Annotated in this window: 13 protein-coding genes; 11 read left to right on the forward strand and 2 right to left on the reverse strand. The window is 59.9% G+C overall.

Going from position 1 to position 18150, the window contains the following annotated elements:
• The first annotated feature begins 31 nt into the window (after positions 1 to 31).
• Positions 32 to 2602 (forward strand): YjbH domain-containing protein, encoded by a 2571-nt coding sequence (locus G473_RS29695; RefSeq protein ID WP_051330672.1) that lies wholly within the window; start codon positions 32 to 34, stop codon positions 2600 to 2602.
• Between the two features lie 61 nt (positions 2603 to 2663).
• Here G473_RS29695 and G473_RS0123825 read toward each other — a convergent pair whose 3' ends face one another.
• Positions 2664 to 3380, reverse strand: a complete 717-nt coding sequence (locus tag G473_RS0123825) for a class I SAM-dependent methyltransferase (RefSeq protein WP_029015162.1) — start codon at positions 3378 to 3380, stop codon at positions 2664 to 2666.
• A gap of 401 nt (positions 3381 to 3781) precedes the next feature.
• Between G473_RS0123825 and G473_RS0123830 the strand changes: the two genes are divergently transcribed.
• The 9 genes from G473_RS0123830 to G473_RS28695 all read left to right on the forward strand — a co-directional run bounded on the left by G473_RS0123830 (position 3782) and on the right by G473_RS28695 (position 16036).
• Complete coding sequence (locus G473_RS0123830) at positions 3782 to 4897, forward strand: glycosyltransferase family 4 protein (protein ID WP_029015163.1); 1116 nt, start codon at positions 3782 to 3784, stop codon at positions 4895 to 4897.
• Between the two features lie 39 nt (positions 4898 to 4936).
• Complete coding sequence (locus G473_RS0123835) at positions 4937 to 5914, forward strand: GDP-mannose 4,6-dehydratase (RefSeq protein ID WP_029015164.1); 978 nt, start codon at positions 4937 to 4939, stop codon at positions 5912 to 5914.
• Between the two features lie 130 nt (positions 5915 to 6044).
• Positions 6045 to 7532, forward strand: coding sequence for a hypothetical protein (locus tag G473_RS0123840; protein WP_154667569.1), 1488 nt, complete (start codon positions 6045 to 6047; stop codon positions 7530 to 7532).
• Between the two features lie 106 nt (positions 7533 to 7638).
• Positions 7639 to 8373, forward strand: a complete 735-nt coding sequence (locus G473_RS0123845) for an FkbM family methyltransferase (RefSeq protein WP_210163394.1) — start codon at positions 7639 to 7641, stop codon at positions 8371 to 8373.
• 325 nt (positions 8374 to 8698) lie between these two features.
• The gene (locus tag G473_RS28685; protein ID WP_029015167.1) at positions 8699 to 10135 is read left to right on the forward strand and encodes an undecaprenyl-phosphate glucose phosphotransferase; all 1437 of its coding nucleotides are present in this window, start codon (positions 8699 to 8701) and stop codon (positions 10133 to 10135) included.
• A 137-nt stretch (positions 10136 to 10272) separates the two neighbouring features.
• The gene (locus G473_RS0123855) at positions 10273 to 11337 is read left to right on the forward strand and encodes a hypothetical protein (protein WP_029015168.1); all 1065 of its coding nucleotides are present in this window, start codon (positions 10273 to 10275) and stop codon (positions 11335 to 11337) included.
• 380 nt (positions 11338 to 11717) lie between these two features.
• On the forward strand, positions 11718 to 13412 hold the full coding sequence (locus tag G473_RS28690; protein ID WP_051330673.1) for a hypothetical protein: 1695 nt from the start codon (positions 11718 to 11720) through the stop codon (positions 13410 to 13412).
• 42 nt (positions 13413 to 13454) lie between these two features.
• Positions 13455 to 14297, forward strand: a complete 843-nt coding sequence (locus tag G473_RS0123865; protein WP_035709256.1) for a class I SAM-dependent methyltransferase — start codon at positions 13455 to 13457, stop codon at positions 14295 to 14297.
• A 434-nt stretch (positions 14298 to 14731) separates the two neighbouring features.
• Positions 14732 to 16036 carry a WcaI family glycosyltransferase gene (locus G473_RS28695; protein ID WP_245580323.1) on the forward strand — a complete coding sequence of 435 codons (1305 nt, stop codon included), beginning with the start codon at positions 14732 to 14734 and terminating at the stop codon, positions 16034 to 16036.
• Positions 16037 to 16099: 63 nt separating this feature from the next.
• Here G473_RS28695 and G473_RS0123875 read toward each other — a convergent pair whose 3' ends face one another.
• The gene (locus G473_RS0123875) at positions 16100 to 16822 is read right to left on the reverse strand and encodes an acylneuraminate cytidylyltransferase family protein (RefSeq protein WP_029015170.1); all 723 of its coding nucleotides are present in this window, start codon (positions 16820 to 16822) and stop codon (positions 16100 to 16102) included.
• A 196-nt stretch (positions 16823 to 17018) separates the two neighbouring features.
• Between G473_RS0123875 and G473_RS0123880 the strand changes: the two genes are divergently transcribed.
• Positions 17019 to 17969, forward strand: coding sequence for a Wzz/FepE/Etk N-terminal domain-containing protein (locus G473_RS0123880; protein ID WP_029015171.1), 951 nt, complete (start codon positions 17019 to 17021; stop codon positions 17967 to 17969).
• Positions 17970 to 18150: the final 181 nt, after the last annotated feature.

Here is an 18150-nt window from a genome sequence, read left to right on the forward strand (position 1 = left end):
CGGAGCAGACTTCCTTGAAGAGACCGTTTCCATGGTGAGCTTCCGTAACCGGCTTATGGGTGCAGTGGCTGTCGGTGCGTGTCTTTCCGTTGCGTCCCCCGCGCGTGCCGAGGAGACATCCTCGGGCGCGCAATATTCTGTCAATGATTACGGCCATATCGGCCTGTTCCAGACCCCGACGGCCCGGATGAACCGGGAGGGTCAGTTCCATGGCGGGGCAAGCTTTGTATGGCCCAACCGCCGCTATTTCATAACGTTACAGGCCATGCCCTGGCTTGAGACCACATTGCGCTATACGGATGTGCGCAATGCCTTGTACGGTCCGGAGGAGTTCAGCGGGGATCAGACCTATAAGGATCGCGGTTTCGATCTGAAGCTCCGGCTGATGAAGGAGACGGATTGGCTGCCGGATCTGTCGGTCGGCATGCGCGACATTGCCGGTACCGGCTTTTTCCAGTCGGAATATGTGGTGGCCAACAAACAATTTGGCCCCTGGGATGCGTCCCTCGGTATGGCCTGGGGCCAACTGGGTTCACGCGGGCATTTCGACAATCCACTGGGCCTGTTTTCCGACCGTTTCAAAACCCGGCCGGGTTTCAGCGGAGAGGTCGGCAATCTCGGGAACAATTATTTCCGGGGGGAGCAGGTTGCCCTTTTTGGTGGCGTTCGTTACCAGACCCCCGTTCCCGGTCTGGCTTTGATGGCGGAATATGACAGCAACGCCTATCGCAATGAAGTGGGTGGTGCGTTACCCGTTGATTTGCCCATCAATGCGGGGGTGACATATACGCCATGGGGCTGGCTTCAGATCGGGCTGGGCGTGGAACGTGGCAACAAACTCCTGTTCCGGGTTGTAACCACCACCAATTTCAATGACGAATCCCGGGTTCCCAAAGTGGACCCGCCGCCGCCACCTTTACAGCCGCGGCCGGCCCCCGCTCTTTTGCCCGCAGCCGCATCGGCTTTCCCCCCCCTGCCAGAATCCCCCTCCGACCCGCAGCCCTCACCGCGTGATCAAACTGTTCGTATCTCAGTTGCAAGTCAGGCCGCGTTGGATGGCCTGCGCCTTGTCAACACCGTCCAGGGGGCGTCCGGGCTGGAATTGACCGTGGCCGGCAGCCCCTACCGGGATGCCTTCACCGCCGCGATGGCTCTGGCGACCCGGGCTGCCCTGGCCGATCCCGACCTGCAGGGCGGCATCCATGTACGGATGGTCGAGCTGGGGCAAGAGCGTCTGCGCATGACGTTTGATGCCGCGCAGCTCCGACACACTCCGAGTATTCTGGGAGACATGGCGGAACCGGCGGATTCTGCCGCCCCCGTGGCCGATGCCCCTCCGGTCATGGTTGATCACAGCCCACAGGTGCTGTCAGCGGCGGATGGTGCGCCGACGGTCGCGGAGCAGAAGGAACTGGAGCGGCTGCTCAAGCTCCAGGGGTTCGGTCTGGTGGCCGCCGATTACAAGCCTTATTCCGTGCGGCTTTATCTTACCCAGAACCGCTACCGGCGGATTCCGCAGGCTATCGGTCGGGCCGCCCGGTCAGCTTCCGTGACCCTGCCTGCACGGTTTGAGGAAATCAGTATCGTGCTGATGGAAAAGAGCATTGAGACGCTCGAAGCCACCATCATGCGCACCGACCTGGAATATGCGGAGACGCCGGGCCGTGGGTCGCTGGGGGAGGTGCTGTCCCGTGCCCGCTTCGAGGAGCCGGCACTGAAACTGAACCAGGCGAGTCACCCGGCACCATCTTCTTATCCAACCACGTCATTTTTCGTGTCGCCGGCCTTTCGCCAAACCATCGGCCGTCCGGAAGCATTCTTTCTGTATCAGTTGTGGATGCGGGTAGGCGGAAGCGTGCAACTTGGCAGCGGGCTTTCGGTCTTCGGGGCGGTGGGTATCGATATCTACAATAATTTCGACAAGCTCCGCATTCCCTCCGACAGCGTGCTGCCCCATGTCCGCTCGGATATCAAAGAGTATCTGGCCGAGGGCACAACGGCTTTGACCCACGCGCAGCTTGATTACAACTTCACCATTGCCCAGGGTTGGTATGGTCATCTCTATGGCGGGTTGCTGGATGAAATGTTCGGCGGCGTGGGCGGGGAAGTCCTGTACCGACCCTTTGGTCGCAACTGGGCGGTCGGTGCCGATCTGAACTGGGTGCGGCAGCGTGATTATAACCAGTGGTTTGATTTCCGGAACTATGACACGCTCACGGGCCATCTGACCGGCTATTACTATATCGATCGCTTAGACTTGAATACTCAGGTCTCTGTCGGTCGTTATCTGGCAAAGGATGTCGGGGCGACATTCAATATATCCCGCACCTTTGACAGTGGCATCACCGTCGGCGCCTTCGCGACCTTCACCGATGTTTCGTCCAGGGATTTCGGCGAAGGGAGCTTCGACAAAGGGATATATATTTCGATCCCCCTTGATCAGCTCTATGTCCGCTCGGTCCGCGGCAGCATGGGATGGGGCTGGCGGCCGCTGGTGCGCGATGGCGGGCAGATGCTGGGCGTTCGCGGTCCTTTGATCAGCACGACGGGATCCCGCGACATGGTGTCCTTCCAGCGAACCTTGGGGACAATGCTGGACTGATAAGCCGGGAATGCGGCCCCAAACAGCCAGGCGCCGCAGCCTGGCTCCAGGGTGGCAATATTCACGACCTGCTGTCGATCACCTGTCTTGCCGTCATGAGATCGGACTGAATCCCTGGCGTTGGCAGCAGGGGGATCAGGCAGCGCAGCAATTTCAGGCTCCGGGGATTGAACAACAACCGCAGCCGCAGCCGTTGCCACGCCGTCAGGGGCGTGCGCGTGAACAAGAACATGTCTTTCTGGTAAAAGACGGAATAGCCGAAACGTTCAGCAATGATCTCCAGCCCCTTGGGGCTATAGAAGAAAACATGCTGTCCGGTTTCCGGTGTCAGGTACCACCAGTCCGCCCCCTGACCCGTGTAGAAGCAGGTCGTCCCCAGGAAGGCCTGGGGTGCCGTGGCCAGCAGGCCGGGCAGATCGGCTTCGGGGTTGGCCAGATGCTCGACAACCTCGAACGCCGTCAGCAGGTCGACAGGTCCTGCCGGCTCCTGCTGGAAACCAATGCCATAGGTGGCCTTGGCGAACCGGTCTGTTGTCCAGGCATCCAGACCGCTGTCCCGCAGCAACCGGCAGAGCAGCCCGTCCCCGCCGCCAAAATCCAGCAGGCGGCGGGCACCCAGGATACGGGCGGTGAACAGGGTGAGTGCCCAGTTGTTCAGCACACGTTGGCCGGCGCCCGTATCCAGCGTCGCTAAATTCCCACCGGCATAGCTTTCTTCCAGCCAGTATGGCCTCTCTGTCTGCAGGGACCCGCAATGCCCGCAGACGGCATATGTCACATCGTATCGACCAAGAACCCGGCCTTTGAAGGCCGTGCGGGCCGGGTGACCACACAGACGACAGGTGACTCCGGATGGCTCGGACGTCGGGGGCAGGTGGTCGGTCGGCACGGATATTTACTTTCTGAAGGATCGACACATGGGTTTCTACCAGCGAAGCGCATGATCGAACAAGATCGGCGCTCCGTCTTCGACGGGGCATGTTGCTTATGGCGGGCGGGGCGGAAGCCGGCTTCTTGCCGCTTCCGCCCCCTTCTTGCAGGCAAAGCCTGTCTGGTTGATCCGAAAGCCGTTGATAGATATTCCAAATGGATGTACCAGCACACGGGTCTGTTGTGCCGGCAGCAGCAAACCTTCCGGCCCCGGCATATCTTCCTGTCTTGTAGGCAACAGGTCGCCCCATGGGAAAGCCGACGGTCGTTTTCGACCACCACACCTTTTCTTCCCATCGTTTCGGTGGCGTGTCCCGCTATTTCGCCAAGCTGATCGGCAATGCCCGTCGGGATGAGCGTCTGGATATCGTGACCCCGTTTCGGTACGTCCAGAATGAACATTTGCTGCATGAAGAGCCGGAACGGTTCCGTGCGATCCTGGGCAATCGGCCCTTCCGGGGACAGGGGCGGCTGCTGCACAGCGTGAACCGGCTGCTGGTCGGCCGCACCCTGCGGCGGGGGCGCTTTGATCTGCTGCATCCCACCAGCTACGACCCCTGGTTTCTGCCCGATCTCGGGACCAAGCCTTTTGTTCTCACGGTATATGACCTGATCCACGAGCTTTATGCCGACCGCTTCACGGCGGCGGAACTGGCGATGGAGGATAAGCGCCCGCTACTGGCGCGGGCCGCCCATATCATAACCATTTCCGACAGCACCAAGGCCGACCTGATCCGGCTGCACAATGTCGCTGCCGACAAGATCACCACCATCCATCTGGGCGGTGACCATGTGATCGACGATGCGCGGTCCGCCGGTTCCCTGCCGGTTCCCGCCTTGCCGGACCGCTATGTGCTGTTCGTGGGCACCCGTGGCCGGTACAAGAATTTCGACCGCTGTGCGGCGGCTGTTGCGTCGCTGATGGTCACCCGGCCCGATCTGCATCTGGTCTGTGTGGGCGGCGGCCCGTTGAAGGCGGCAGAGCTTGCCCCCTTCGCCGGCATGGCCGGACGGGTGCATCAGATGAACCTGCATGACAGCCAGATGCAGGCTGTTTACAGCCGTGCGGCACTGTTCGTCTTTCCGTCGCTTTATGAAGGGTTTGGCTTACCCCTGGTGGAAGCGGCCTTCTGCGGTTGCCCGGTCGCCTGTTCTGATCGCAGCAGCCTGCCCGAGGTGGGGGGCGACGCCGCCCTCTATTTCGACCCGGAGAGGGTGGACGATATGGCGGATGTGATGGGCCGGCTGCTGGATGATACTGCCTTGCATGCCGAAATGCGTCGCCGTGGCAGCCTGCGGGCGCAGGATTTCACCTGGCGTCACACCACCGCGCAAACCATAGGGCTTTACAAGCAGATCGTCTGATTGATACCGGAGATGGTGCGCTTACCAGGAGACGGAACGATGAAGGCCCTCATTTGCGGCATATCAGGCCAGGATGGCGCCTATCTCGCCCGACTGCTGGTGGACAAGGGGTATCAGGTTTACGGAACCTCCCGCGATGCGCAATCGGCATCCTTCGCCAGCCTGCGCCTGCTGGGGCTGGAGAATAAGGTCACGCTGAAATCGCTGGCACCGACGGATTTCCGCAGCGTCCTTCAGACCATGGTTACGGTGGATGCGGATGAAATCTATCTCCTTGCGGGGCAGAGTTCGGTCGGCCTGTCGTTTGAACAGCCTATGGAGACGCTGGAGAGCATCAGCGTGGGCACCCAGAACTTCCTGGAAGCGATCCGCTTTGTTGGCAAGCCCGTCCGGTTCTATAGCGCCGGGTCCAGCGAATGCTTCGGCGATGCCGATGAACCCTGTAATGAGTTGACCCCGTTCCGTCCCCGCAGCCCCTATGCCGTGGCCAAGGCAGCGGCCTTCTGGCAGGTGGCCAATTACCGGGAGGCGTACGGGCTTTATGCCTGCACCGGCATCCTGTTCAACCATGAAAGCCCCTTACGGCCGGAACGCTTTGTCACCCGCAAGATCGTGGCCGCTGCCTGCCGCATTGCCGCCGGACAGCAGCAGGGGTTGCGCTTGGGCAATCTGGATATCCACCGCGATTGGGGGTGGGCGCCGGACTATGTGGAAGCCATGTGGCGCATGCTGCAGCAGCCAACAGCCGATGATTTCGTTATCGGGACGGGCCGAAGCCACGCTTTGCGCGATTTCGTCGCCGCGGCCTTTGCCGAATTCGGGCTGGACTGGACACAGCATGTGGAGAGTGACCCGACGCTGATGCGGCCCACCGATCTTCGCTATGGCTGTGCTGATCCCCGCAAGGCGCTGGACCGGCTGGGGTGGCAGGCCACGGTGGATTTTGCGGGTATCATTGCCCGGTTGACCGGGTATGAGCGGGATCGCGCAGCAGGCCACCCGCCCAGCCTGACCTGATCCGCGTGCCATGGCCGGCGCGGGTTGACGCTTCCGGCGTGCCCATGGCAGAACAGCGGGATATTGCCGGTGTGACACGCGCCCACCGGCCCCCGCCGGCCCGCAACGGCCTGTCTGTGGAGCATTCCGGGTGACCCAGGCCTCGACATACGCCAACAGGGTATCAGCCCGGTCAAACGGATCAGCCGATATCCTGTTCTACATGGTTGTGGCAGCCTTTGTGCTGCAACCAGCATTTTTCCTGGGGCGGGAGATTGGGGGGGGATGGATCTCCGCCAGCCTGTTCTTGAGCATTGCCGCTGGGGGCATTGCCTATGCCATGGTCCTGGCTCACCAGATCAAACTCATCACCCGCCAGTTCCAGATTGTGGCCTGGTTCCTGCCATTTTTGTTCCTGGGCGTGCTGTCTATCCTGGTTTCTCCCTTTGCCGGGGCCATTTTTGCGCGCGGCCTGTCCCAGGTTATCGGTATGGCCGCCATGCTGGGCATGGTCATATTGGTGATCCAGATATGTGCGGATCGGCCGGATATGTTCATCCGGCTGCTGCGCTGGGGTATGGGCGGGGCTGCCGTCATTGGCGGGCTGGCGGTCTTCCAGTTTCTGGTCAACAACATCGTCCGGGCGGGGGTTATTGATTTCAGCCTGCTCAATGCCTTGTCCAGCGAGGATATGATCCTGCCGGCGAACCTTGTGGCCGGCCTGTACCGGGCTCATGTCTTCGCGAATGAGCCGAGCCATCTTGGTTTGTTTCTGTCGGCTTTTCTGGGGCCGGCCCTTATTCGTCTGAGGGTGCTGGGCAGGGGGTGGCAAATGGCTATCCGTCCCTTTGTGCGCCTGAGGGTGGCCGTGCTGATCACCGGCGGAATTTTCGTCACCATTTCATCCGTAGCCTATATGGGCATGCTCGCCACGATGCTGGGGCTGATTTTCTTCCTGCCCCGCTTGAGTGTGTCGAAGCTGCTGCTGGTGACCGTCATGATTGTTGGTCTGGTGGGGGGGCTGGTGTTACTGCTGGGCGGCGGGGACAGTGATTTTCTGGTCAAGCTGGCTTCCCTGGGCATCGTTGGCGATGTGCTGGCCAACCGGGGCCTTGATCGGATTGCTACTGAGGAAGTCTCCGCCCTGGCCCTGGCGACAAACCTGTTTGTGACCGTCCAGAATCTGCAAGCGCACCCGCTTCTTGGCGTTGGCCTGGGGGGGCATCCCGTCGCCTTTGCCAACAATGATCTGGCATTGTTTGACATGGTGCCGCTGAGACTGCTGTATCTGAATTCTCAGGATGCGGCGTCTTTGCTGTTACGGCTTTTATCGGAAACCGGAATTTTGGGGACCGGGGCTTTTTTCCTGTTCACTGCCGCCCTGTTCTTGCAGGTGCGACGCAGCATCGCCGGATTCCTTATTCTGGCCCAAAAAGATGCCCGCTTTCTGGGAATGGTTGCGGTCGGGATGGGGCTGGGTGGTTCCTTCCTGGGGGTTTTTCTCAGCTGTTTGGGCCGCCTTCCCTTTTATTATGGCGGCCCGCTATGGATTACGATCGCCATGGCGAGTGCCGTTGCGGCAGCTTACCATTCCCGCCTTGCGCGGCAGAGCCGTGGATCGGCGGATGTCGGCACTTGAGCGGTCATTTTAAAGATAATCATAAAGAACGCCGTGCCGCCGCAGGGCCTTGACACCTCACCGGCCAAATGGCCTAAAAGAAACCATAATCGCATAAGGGGCTGCTGTGTTCGCCGTTTTGCACAAGCGCTTGCGGCAGGCCCGCAAGCTGGTCGTTTTGCTTGGCAATCCCCGCTATCGTGGGGCGCTTCGTCATGGTGTCGGAGCCACGATCGAACATCACACCGCGTTGCGGATGGTAGGCACACCTGCCACCATCCTGGATGTCGGGGCCAATAAGGGTCAGTTCAGTCTGGCGGCCCGTGCCTTTTTTCCATCCGCCCGCATTGTTGCGTTTGAGCCGTTGCCCGACATGGCGGAACGCTGTGCCACGATCTTCAAGGGCGATTCCGCTTTTCGGGTTGTCCGGGCGGCGGTGGGGCCGGTGGCGCAGGAAATGACGCTGCATGTGGCTGGACGACCAGATAGCTCATCCCTGCTGCCAGTGGGGGAGGCCCAGGCCAGGCTTTTCCCCGGCACGCGGGAATGTGCCACCCTGCAGGTGCCTGTTGCCCCCTTGTCCAGCTTCCTGGAGGAGGCGGAGAAGACCGGCCCCCTTTTGCTGAAGATTGACGTTCAGGGGTTTGAGCTGGAGGTGCTGAAAGGGGCTGTGGATATTTTGCCGCAGGTCACCCATGCCTATGTCGAGGCCTCATTCATCCAGCTTTATGACGGGCAGGCCCTGGCTGCGGACGTGATCGCCTTTCTGGATAAGGTCGGACTGCGCCTGGCGGGGATTTATAACCTGCATTGCGACGATCAGGGGCAGCCGGTGCAGGCGGATTTCCTGTTTCAGCGTTGATGGGGGCGGTTTTCAGGCAATGGGATTGAAACCTGGTTGGGGGAGGAATGCCACAAAATAGAGGCAAGCCTTTTGTCTGGGCAGCGCTGGTTTGACTGATTTTTCAACCAAATGACGCAGCTTCCGAACGAGGGAGAGGGGCTCGCCTCCTTGCAAGCCTATTGGCACTTGGGCAGGCTTCTGATAATCATCTTGCCAGTGAATCAGCTTTTCCCAACCTATCGGTGTGGTATTTTCGCGCCTATGGTCGCTGGGGGATCAGAGTCAACCAGGTCGGACCTTCCTCCGCTCTATTCTCTTGGCAAACATCCGGCGGACCCCAGCTATGTCGCTACTGCAGCAAGCCCATGAGGAAGAATATAACGCTTTCCGGATGGAAAAAGCCTGGAGCCAGACTTTTTTCCTGATGCTTGTTCAGTTGGCTGATATTGTCTCCATCGTTTTTGCTGCCCACATCGCCCTGTTTTTCGTTTTCGGAAGCCTGGCACCGGTCTCCCCCTATATCCTTCTGGCCGGCTTTGGCGGGATTGTCTTTGTCAATATTGCCAAGCACCGTCGCAGCTACACGTTCGACAGTCTGCGCCATTTCATCCATCAGGTTCGATCGATCAGCACATCCTGGATGCTGACCCTGCTGATTGTGGCGGCCATCGTCTTCTTCACGGCAACGGAAGAAAATTACGCCCGCCTCTGGATCGGGGTTTGGGCAACGGGAAGCCTGGGGCTGTTGATCTTCAACCGGGCAGTCGCGCGGTCTGTGGTGCTGTCCGCCCACCGCGCGGGGCGTTTCTCCAAGCCGGTTGTTCTCATCGGTAACCGGGAGGATTGTCTGCGCTTTTGTGATTACCTGAACAGCCATCCGGCCCCGACCATCCGCGTGATCGCCCATCATATCCTGGATGAGGACGACCGCGGGGATGGGGCGGTGCAGGGGCAGCGGTTTGATGCCTTGCCGTCCCTGGTTGCCTGGATGCAGGATCATGATGTGGGCAGTGTGCTGCTGGCGATGCCCCATCGGGATGAGGATGGCATTTCCAGCATCCTGACCCGCCTGCGCTGTCTGCCGGTGGATGTTGATCTGATCCCCGATACGATCCGCTATTCCCAGCGACCCATCGTGTTTATCAATGATCTGCCCACGATCAACATGATGTCCAGCCCTTTGCCGCTGGGTGCGCGCATTGCCAAGCGCAGCATTGATATCCTGCTTTCCGGGATCATGATCTTGATGCTGTCGCCGATCATGATCGCGGCGACCCTGGCCATCCGGCTGGAATCGCCCGGCCCCATCATCTTCCGCCAGGGCCGGTCCGGGTTCAATAACCGGGCTTTCACCGTTTACAAGTTCCGCACCATGCGGATGGCCGAGGTGGAGGATAAGGAAGTCCGCCAGGCGCAGCGCAATGACCCCCGGGTGACCCGGTGTGGGCGCATCATGCGCCGGCTCTCCATTGACGAGTTGCCCCAGCTTTTCAACGTCCTCAAGGGCGACATGTCGCTGGTTGGCCCCCGCCCGCATGCCGTGGCGCATACGGAAAAGTACAGCACATTGATTGATACCTATCTGGAACGCCATAAGGTGAAGCCGGGTATCACGGGATGGGCCCAGGTCAATGGCTTGCGGGGGGAAACCCGCACCCTGGAGAAAATGGCCCGGCGCGTGGAATATGATCTCCATTATGTGGAGAACTGGTCCATCCTGCTGGATGTCAAGATCCTCTTCCTGACGGCGCTGCGGATCATTGACAAGGAAGCCTATTGATCCCGGCATCCTCCAGGTCATCCACCCTCTCCTAAATAGGGCGGCTTCCGCCTCTTATCCGACCCCATACCGGCCCCCCGTTGCCCGTTAACGGCCATGCGGCCTGCGCCCGGTTCGTACCCATAACGAGGCCCCTTATGCGATTTCATGTCCTGGTTTTCGCAGCCGGCGACGATGAGGCTTTCGAGCGCGTCATGCCTTTGCGCTTCCAGGGCCGCTATCTGGCGGCGCGCAACTGGCCGAACCGGATAACCGTTTCCTTTATGTCGGGCTTTGAGCGGCTCTCCCCCGGCTATATCGCGGAATTACGCGATTTGGGGTATGAGGTGACGGATCGTGGCGCCTGGATGGATGAGATCAGGGCCGGTTTTCCCACGCTGACGGTGCTGCCCGCCTATTTCAGTTTCACCTATCTGCGCTGGCTGTTGCTGGAGCGTCTGATCCGGTCGGGTGAGGCGGAGCTGCCGGCGGTTCTGATCGATGGTGACCTGCTGCTGACCAGCCATCCCGACGACATTCTGGCGGATGTCCGGGGCAAGACCTTCATGATTCAGGGCTGTCCTTGCTTTACCACCATTTCCGACATGGGCTGGTTTGAGGCCTACCGGGAGGAGGTTACCCGGTTCGCCCGCGACCCTGTGGCATTTGCCGCCGATGCCGTGCATGTCCGGGACAATCCCACCTGTCCTGACCGGGAATTCTGCAATGTCAGCCTGTTCACCACACCCTTCCGCCACGAGCAGGATCTTCAGGAATATTTGATCGCTGCCGGCCGGCTGCCGCAGGACCGCACGGCTCGGGTATTCGATTCCGATTTCTACTGGGTGCAGAACCCTCTGTTCCCGGGGGAGTGGGTGACCGAACAAAAGGGAGAGCCGCTTTTCCTCTGGCGTGACGGTCAGATCTGGAACCGGGGCCGGCGCGTTCCCTTTGTCCATTTCCAGAATGATTTCAGCGATTATGCCTGGCGCTACATGACTGTGGATCAGTGGTTGGGGACGGGGCTGGGGTCGCTGGTGCCGCCCCAGCGTCGTGGTCCGCTGCTCTCTGGACGGATCATCGCCGGCCTGATCCGGCGGACACCCGGCTATCGCCCCGGTTATAGCCGCCTGGCCACCTATGAGCGGTCGATGACTCCCACACAGCCGGACGGCACCCCGCCTATTATCGAGATCATGAATTCGCGATGGAAGTGTGCCTGAGTTTTCTGGTCCCCCTTCCAAAGAAAGCGGAACCTGTCCTACCGGCAGAGCCACGCAACATCAGGGTCGGCTGAACGGCCTTCAACCCACTCTATCAAATCAGGGGGCCTATTCACGAAGGGCGATGTTCCGGGGAGCGGTTCGCTATCATGGGACTAGATGTCAGGGTGACAGGAATTGGCCGGTCCGGTATGTGTTATATTGTCGACTGTTTGGCTGCCAAGTAGCGGCGCTGTATGGAAAGCGTTGAGCACTGGGGCAGGTGCTGGATGCCAAAATTTTCTGCAGCTTTCTGGTGGGGGCGCAGCCCACCGCTTTTGGTTGCCGTATATTTACTATTGAGGTTCGGTGTCGCGATGCGGATGAGTGTGCGGGAGAGAGTGAGGGGGGAGGGGGTCTATTGGGCCAAACGGATTCTAGGCCGTAAGCCTTTCCTGACAAAGGCAGTCGCCAATCTGGCAGCCGAACTGGACGAGCTTTTGAAAGCCAGCGGGCCCTTGCCGGCCCCCGCGCCGGAGGGGCTGAAGGTCGCCTTGGTCAGCGGTAATGGGCTGAACACGATCGCCCTGAGCATGGATGCTTTGTGGGGGATGGCCCTGCGGCTGCGTGGCCATAACCCTGTTGCCCTGATCTGTGGGGAAGGGCTGGCTTCCTGTGAGTTCAATATCGTCGGACCGGGACAGGTGGATCCAGGCCGGTTCGGCGCGGCCCTTTCCAGGCAAGCCAATGGCGCGCTTTGCGCCACCTGCACCGACACGGCCACCACCGCGCTGGAAGCGGCAGGCCTGCCGCTCTATGCCCTGACCCAATATGCGGTGGACGGAGAGATTGACGAAGTCGCCGCGATGGTGGAGCGGCTGCCCGTCGAGCGCATCCGGGAACAGGTGCAGGATGGAATCCCGGTTGGTGACCATGCCTTTTCCTCCACCTTGCGGATCACCCTGCGGGGTGAGGTGGATCTGAATGATCCTTATGAGGTGTGGGTTTATCGCCGGCAGTTGATCTCCGCCATCCTGATGACCCGCCGGGCCGGCCGCTTCCTGGATGTGGAGAAGCCGGACCGTGTCGTCTGTATCCATGGTGTCTATCTGAAACATGGCACGCTGGTTGATTTGTGCAACCAGCGCAATATTCCCGTCTGCGTCTATGGCGTTCCGTACCGGCTGAATACAGTCCTTTTCTCCCATCGTGAAACATATCATCGCAGTCTGGTGACCGAACCAAACAGTGTCTGGGAAGACACCGCGATTGATGACGGGGACTGGGAACGTCTACGCAGCTATCTGGAAAGCAAGGTCGCGGGCGGACGTGATTATGTGAACTACCACCCCAATCCCATCCTCGACCGCTCCAAAATGGAACAGGCCCTGGGTCTTGATCCGAATAAAAAGATCGTCAGCCTCTACACAAATGTAATCTGGGATGCACAGATTTATTACGAATATAATGCCTTTGAGAATATTTTTGATTGGCTCTACTCGACTATCCGCTATTTTGAGAAGCGCCCAGATCTGCAACTGGTCATTCGGGTGCATCCGGCAGAGGTGAAAGGGGGCAGCATGCCCACCCGTCAGCCGATCACCCCGGAAATCCAGAAAATTTTCCCGACCTTGCCGGCCAACGTGTTCCTGATCCCGCCGGAAAGTAACCTCAGTTCCTATACGCTGGCGGAGGCTAGCCACGCCGCCCTGATCTATGGCACCAAGATGGGGCTGGAGATTGCCTATCGCGGCATCCCCGTGATCGTGGCCGGGGAGACGTTCAACCGCGGCAAGGGCTTCACCTATGATATCCAGAGCCGGGAGGAATATTTCGCGCTGCTGGACCGGGTGGAAGACCTGCCGCGCGTCAGTGAGGAGCAGAAGGAGCGGGTACGGCGCTTCGCCAACTATCTCTTCTTCCGCCGCATGATGGATATGCCCCTGATCGCACCGAAATTCCATCGGCAGGTCCGCGATCCGGGCGAACGTTATTACACTTTCAATAGCTTGGATGAACTGGCGCCGGGTCGGAATGGAACCCTGGATGCGATCTGCGATGGCATCACCAAGCTGTCACCTTTCATGACAACGTAACAGCCTGTCCTTTAGCGATCATTCCTGACCGAGGAGTCCTTCATGTCCGCCACGAAGCCGGTTGCTGTTCAGCCGCCGAGTGATCCAGCAGAGCGCGTTACTGCCGAGGTTGACTATTTCTCGAAGTCAAATCTCTGGAAGGGTGGGTTCATCGAGGGTGATCCCTTGGACCCGCTGGCCCCTTCCACCTATTCGTTCCTGCATGATATGGGCTATGCCAGCCTGATCCACATGGTCTATCGGCTGGCGATCAAACCCTATGTCAACAGCGATACTGTGGCCCTGGAAATTGGACCGGGGCGTGGTGCCTGGTCGCGCGGCATACTGACCGGTAACCCCAAGCATCTGCATGTGGCCGATGTACTGTCAGCCGAGCATAATTGCTTTTGGGAGAATGTGGGACGGCGCGACAACGTCACCTACCATCAGGTCAAAGATTGCTCCTTGTCTTTCCTGCCTGATAACTCAGTGGACTATGTGTTTTCTTTCGGCTGCTTCTGCCATTTGTCCCCGACGATTATCGCAGAATACATGAAAACGTTCGGTCGCGTTCTACGTCCCGGCGGGCGGGGCTTCGTCATGTATGCTGATTATGACAAGTGGAATGAGGCAATGGCCAACCGGCCCGCTTATTCCCTGGGTAACGCATTCTCCAAACGTCGCACCCTTCCGATGCGCATTGCCTATAAGCTTTGGAGCAAGCTGTTTGACCTGTCCCGTCCCCAGATCCTGGACAAAAACCAGCCAGACGATATGCGTCCCGGCCGCTGGTTCCACGTTTCCCAGGAAAGCATGGCGGATATGGCCCGCAATGCCGGCCTGAAGGTCATTACGGCAGACATGGATATTCTGTTCCGCGATCCGATCATCGCGTTCGAGAAATGATGCGGTTATCCTGACATATCGCTGTGGCGCTGTGACGGCCCTGCTGGACAATGCCTGTCCAGCAGGGGTGTGGCATCGTCTTGCCGGGGGCTTGCCTTGCCCCTATGGCATTATGGGGATTTAGGGGAGATTCTGCGCTCCCACAACCGCCGGGCAGGCGCATCCGTCCCCTTTGGTTTGGCTTACGCCGAATGGGTGGCGGACGGCAGTCGCCGACCTCCAATCCGCCCGAAGGTCACCCTTTAGGTGTTATCCGGCGTGGTTCAATCTGGCGCCATTGAACCGCCCCGGTTTGCCGGTGGCAGGAAACAGCCAGTACATTGGCGTAGCTATCTGCAACGCAGAACGGCAAAATAGAATCTATTCTCAGGTCAGGATTGGATTTTCTGTGGCGATTCAGATTGACAGGACAAGCGATCAACGGGTTTCTGAAGATGATCGTGGCCCCCAAGGCTGCACAGGCCAAATTCTCCGACGGTGCTTTGGTGCGAATTCTATTCCATTCGCTGAATTTCTCTCCCGAAAAGACGGGTATCGGCAAATTCAACGCAGAATGGCTGGATTGGCTGCAACAGGCCGGGCATGAGGTGCGGATTGTCTGCGCGCCACCCTACTATCCGGACTGGCGCGTTGAAGACTCTTATCGCCGTCGCGGATGGTGGCGTGATGGGCTGGCTCTGCGGTGCCCAATCTATGTACCATCACGACCGACCGGGCTGAAACGCCTTGTGCATCTCGCCTCCTTCGGGTTGAGCAGCCTTCCAGCCCTGCTGGTGGAATCCCAGCGTTTTCGTCCGGATCTGGTGGTCACCATACAGCCCACCCTGTTTGCCGCCCCTGCCTCCTTGGTAGCTGCCAAGCTCTGCGGCGCACGCTCCTGGTTGCATGTGCAGGATTACGAGGTCGACGCCGCCTTCGAGTTGGGCATCCTGAAAGGGCAGATGCCCCGCCGGCTGGCCGTTGCTTATGAGCGGCTGCTGATGCGGGCATTTGATCGGGTCAGTTCCATCTCGCCAGCCATGTGCCGGAAGGCAGTGGCCAAGCTTGCATCCGCCGGTGATGTGGAAATGCTGCCCAACTGGGTGGATATTTCCGAGATATCGCCGCTGCCCCATGTCAGCCGCTATCGGGCGGAACTGGGGCTGAGGGACAATTGCAAGGTGGTGCTATATTCCGGGTCCATGGCCTTCAAACAAGGGCTGGAAACCATTGTCGATGCTGCCAGGCGCATGGTGAACAGGCCGGATGTGCATTTCGTGCTCTGCGGCCATGGAATGGCGCGGGAGGCCCTTGAAGGGCGGGCGGCGGGTTTGGCGAATGTCACCTTCCTTCCCCTGCAGCCGCGCGAACATCTGAACGAATTCCTGGGGCTGGCCGATATGCATGTGCTGCCACAGAAGGACGGGGCAGCGGATTCCGTTCTGCCGTCAAAACTGGGCGGGATGCTGGCCAGTGGCCGTCCGGTGCTGGTCGGGGCACGCCCTGGCACGGACCTGTTCGACGCCGTTGCCGGCTGTGGCCTGTGCTTCACGCCGGAGGATGACGAGTCGCTGGTGTCTGCCATCGACAGGCTGGCAGATGACCCTGCCCGCCGCGCCGCCTTCGGCGCTGCCGCCCGTGAACGGGCCAGCAGCGCGTGGGATCGGGATGCCATCCTCGGGCGCTTTGTCCGCCAGGCGGAGGCTCTGGTCCCTCAGACCCGCGATAATAATGCAGGCATAGAATCCAAGGGCGGCTAACCGAGGGGCGTCCAGTAATAATCCCCGTAACATTCACACCGGACAGGGCAGGGCCGGTCAGGATCAGCCCTGCGAACCGGCCCCATCCCGGTACCGCATCAGGAATTCCACCAGGGCAATGTCGAATTCCGTGTCGATGCTGACCATAGGCTCATCAATCACCACAGCGCCCCAGGCGTCCCCGGCGATCGAGTTCTTCTCCAGCAGACATTCCCGCGTGATGGCGTAGCACACGCCATTGCGATGATAGACGGTGCCAAGCTGTTGCCGGGCGATGATCTGACGGCCTGCCTGATCATAATAGTCAAGCCGGCCATCCTTGATGGTCAACTGCTTGAGCGGATGCCCCTTGCTGTCGGTTTCCGACACGGTCCAGGCACTATCCAGGCCGCCTTCTACCAGGCGGTCCAGGCAGTCCTGCACATGTTCGGGACGGCGCAGGGGTGAGGTGGGCTGAAGCATGAGGATGATGTCATAGCGCACATTATCCTGGCGCTCCATCTCCTGCAGGGCGTGGATCAGAACGGGCAGGTCGGCAACGCGATCACCTGACAGGTCCTCGGGACGGCGGAAGGGGGCGGCCAGGCCTGCTTCCTCTGCCACCTGGGCGATACCATCATGATCCGTGGAAATGACGGCACGGTCGATGGCCGGCACGGCCCGCACCACATCCCCCACCCGGGAGACCATCGGGCGTCCGAGAATGGGGCGCAGGTTCTTCATGGGGATACCCTTGCTTCCCCCCCGTGCCGGGCAGACGGCCAGTACGCGGCGCCCCTGGATCATGTGCGATGTCCTGGAAAAATATGACGGATAATTGCACGCCTACCAGTTCTGCGAGATAGCGGCAAGCTGGTTCGGATTAGCCTATGGGGCGTCTCGATGCTTGCTTTTCAGGTTCCGTTGCGTTCTATAGCATTCAAACGCGACCGCCAGTCGATGAACCGGTCATGCGTCATCGCTCCTCACACGGAGAGGTCGCTTGTACGATACGCATATTCCCCCCGCACTGGAGGCCACGCCCGGACCTGGGATCGAACAGGTCACGCAGGGTGGAACCGACCTCAAGCAACTGGCCCTTCTGGCCTGGCGCTCGAAATGGTGGGGATTGGCCACGCTGGCGCTGGTCGTCGCCCTGGCGCTGCTGATGCTGGCGCGGGCGACGCCCATCTACTCCGCCACGATGGTGGTGATGCCGCCGGAGCCGCAAAAGGGATTCGATACCAGCAGGGGGCTGGGCGCTTCCCTGCTCGGCGGCCTGCAGGCCTCACCCGGCGACGACAAGTTCACCCGCTATCAGGAGGGCATGTCCTCGGTGGTGATCGCTGAGCGGCTGCAAAAGCGTCACCAGCTTCTACAGCGTCTTATGCCGGGCCGGTGGGACGCAGCGAATAAGCGCTGGCTTCCCCCCGACGGCTTGATGAATAATATCCGCGGCGGCATTTCCAGCCTGTTTGGCCTGCCCCCTTATGCCGAACCGTCCAGCGTTATCCTGGCCGAATATATTGCCAGCCAGGTCACGCTGGTTTCCCGTCCCCGCTCCACGATTGTCCGCGTCGTTTACAATAATCCCGATCCGGCCTTTGCAGTGGAGTTTCTGACCCTGCTTCATGCCGAGGTGAATGCCTATCTGCGGGATGAAGCCACGGCGGCGGCGACAATACGCATCCGGCAGCTTGAACAGCGGCTTGAGCAGACGACCCAGGGGGTTCACCGCAACGCACTCCTCAGCCTGCTGGAGCAGGAGCAGCGGGACCTTTTGCTCCTGGACCCCGCCCTGCCCTACGCAGCAACAGTGATTGATCCGCCCTATGCCAGCAGCCTGCCCGTCTCACCCCGACCGCTGTTGACCATCTTCGTCGCCCTCATTCTCGGCACTGTGGCCGGGCTGGTGGTGGCATTGCTGGTCAGCGGCCTCCGCCGGGAAGCTTAAGGGGGTTGCGAGAAAATGCTTCTTATCTGTCACACGCATACGATGCGCCGGGATCAGACAGAGATTGCAGAGGCATGCGGCGTAGGATATAGAGATGAACATCTGAAAGGGTAAATCCAACTGGGGGCATCGCCGTTCATTCCAAGAACTGGTCACTGCCTTCATTGAACAAATGCACCCT

Source organism: Niveispirillum irakense DSM 11586, from assembly GCF_000429645.1.
GTDB lineage: Bacteria > Pseudomonadota > Alphaproteobacteria > Azospirillales > Azospirillaceae > Niveispirillum > Niveispirillum irakense.

What these genes read in the sequence shown, in the direction of transcription:
- G473_RS28685 (WP_029015167.1), top strand. Translation starts at nt 8,699, where the DNA reads ATGTCGCTACTGCAGCAAGCCCATGAGGAAGAATATAACGCTTTCCGG.
- G473_RS0123855 (WP_029015168.1), top strand. Translation starts at nt 10,273, where the DNA reads ATGCGATTTCATGTCCTGGTTTTCGCAGCCGGCGACGATGAGGCTTTC.
- G473_RS0123830 (WP_029015163.1), top strand. Translation starts at nt 3,782, where the DNA reads ATGGGAAAGCCGACGGTCGTTTTCGACCACCACACCTTTTCTTCCCAT.
- G473_RS28695 (WP_245580323.1), top strand. Translation starts at nt 14,732, where the DNA reads ATGATCGTGGCCCCCAAGGCTGCACAGGCCAAATTCTCCGACGGTGCT.
- G473_RS0123835 (WP_029015164.1), top strand. Translation starts at nt 4,937, where the DNA reads ATGAAGGCCCTCATTTGCGGCATATCAGGCCAGGATGGCGCCTATCTC.
- G473_RS29695 (WP_051330672.1), top strand. Translation starts at nt 32, where the DNA reads ATGGTGAGCTTCCGTAACCGGCTTATGGGTGCAGTGGCTGTCGGTGCG.
- G473_RS0123865 (WP_035709256.1), top strand. Translation starts at nt 13,455, where the DNA reads ATGTCCGCCACGAAGCCGGTTGCTGTTCAGCCGCCGAGTGATCCAGCA.
- G473_RS0123875 (WP_029015170.1), bottom strand. Translation starts at nt 16,822, where the DNA reads ATGATCCAGGGGCGCCGCGTACTGGCCGTCTGCCCGGCACGGGGGGGA.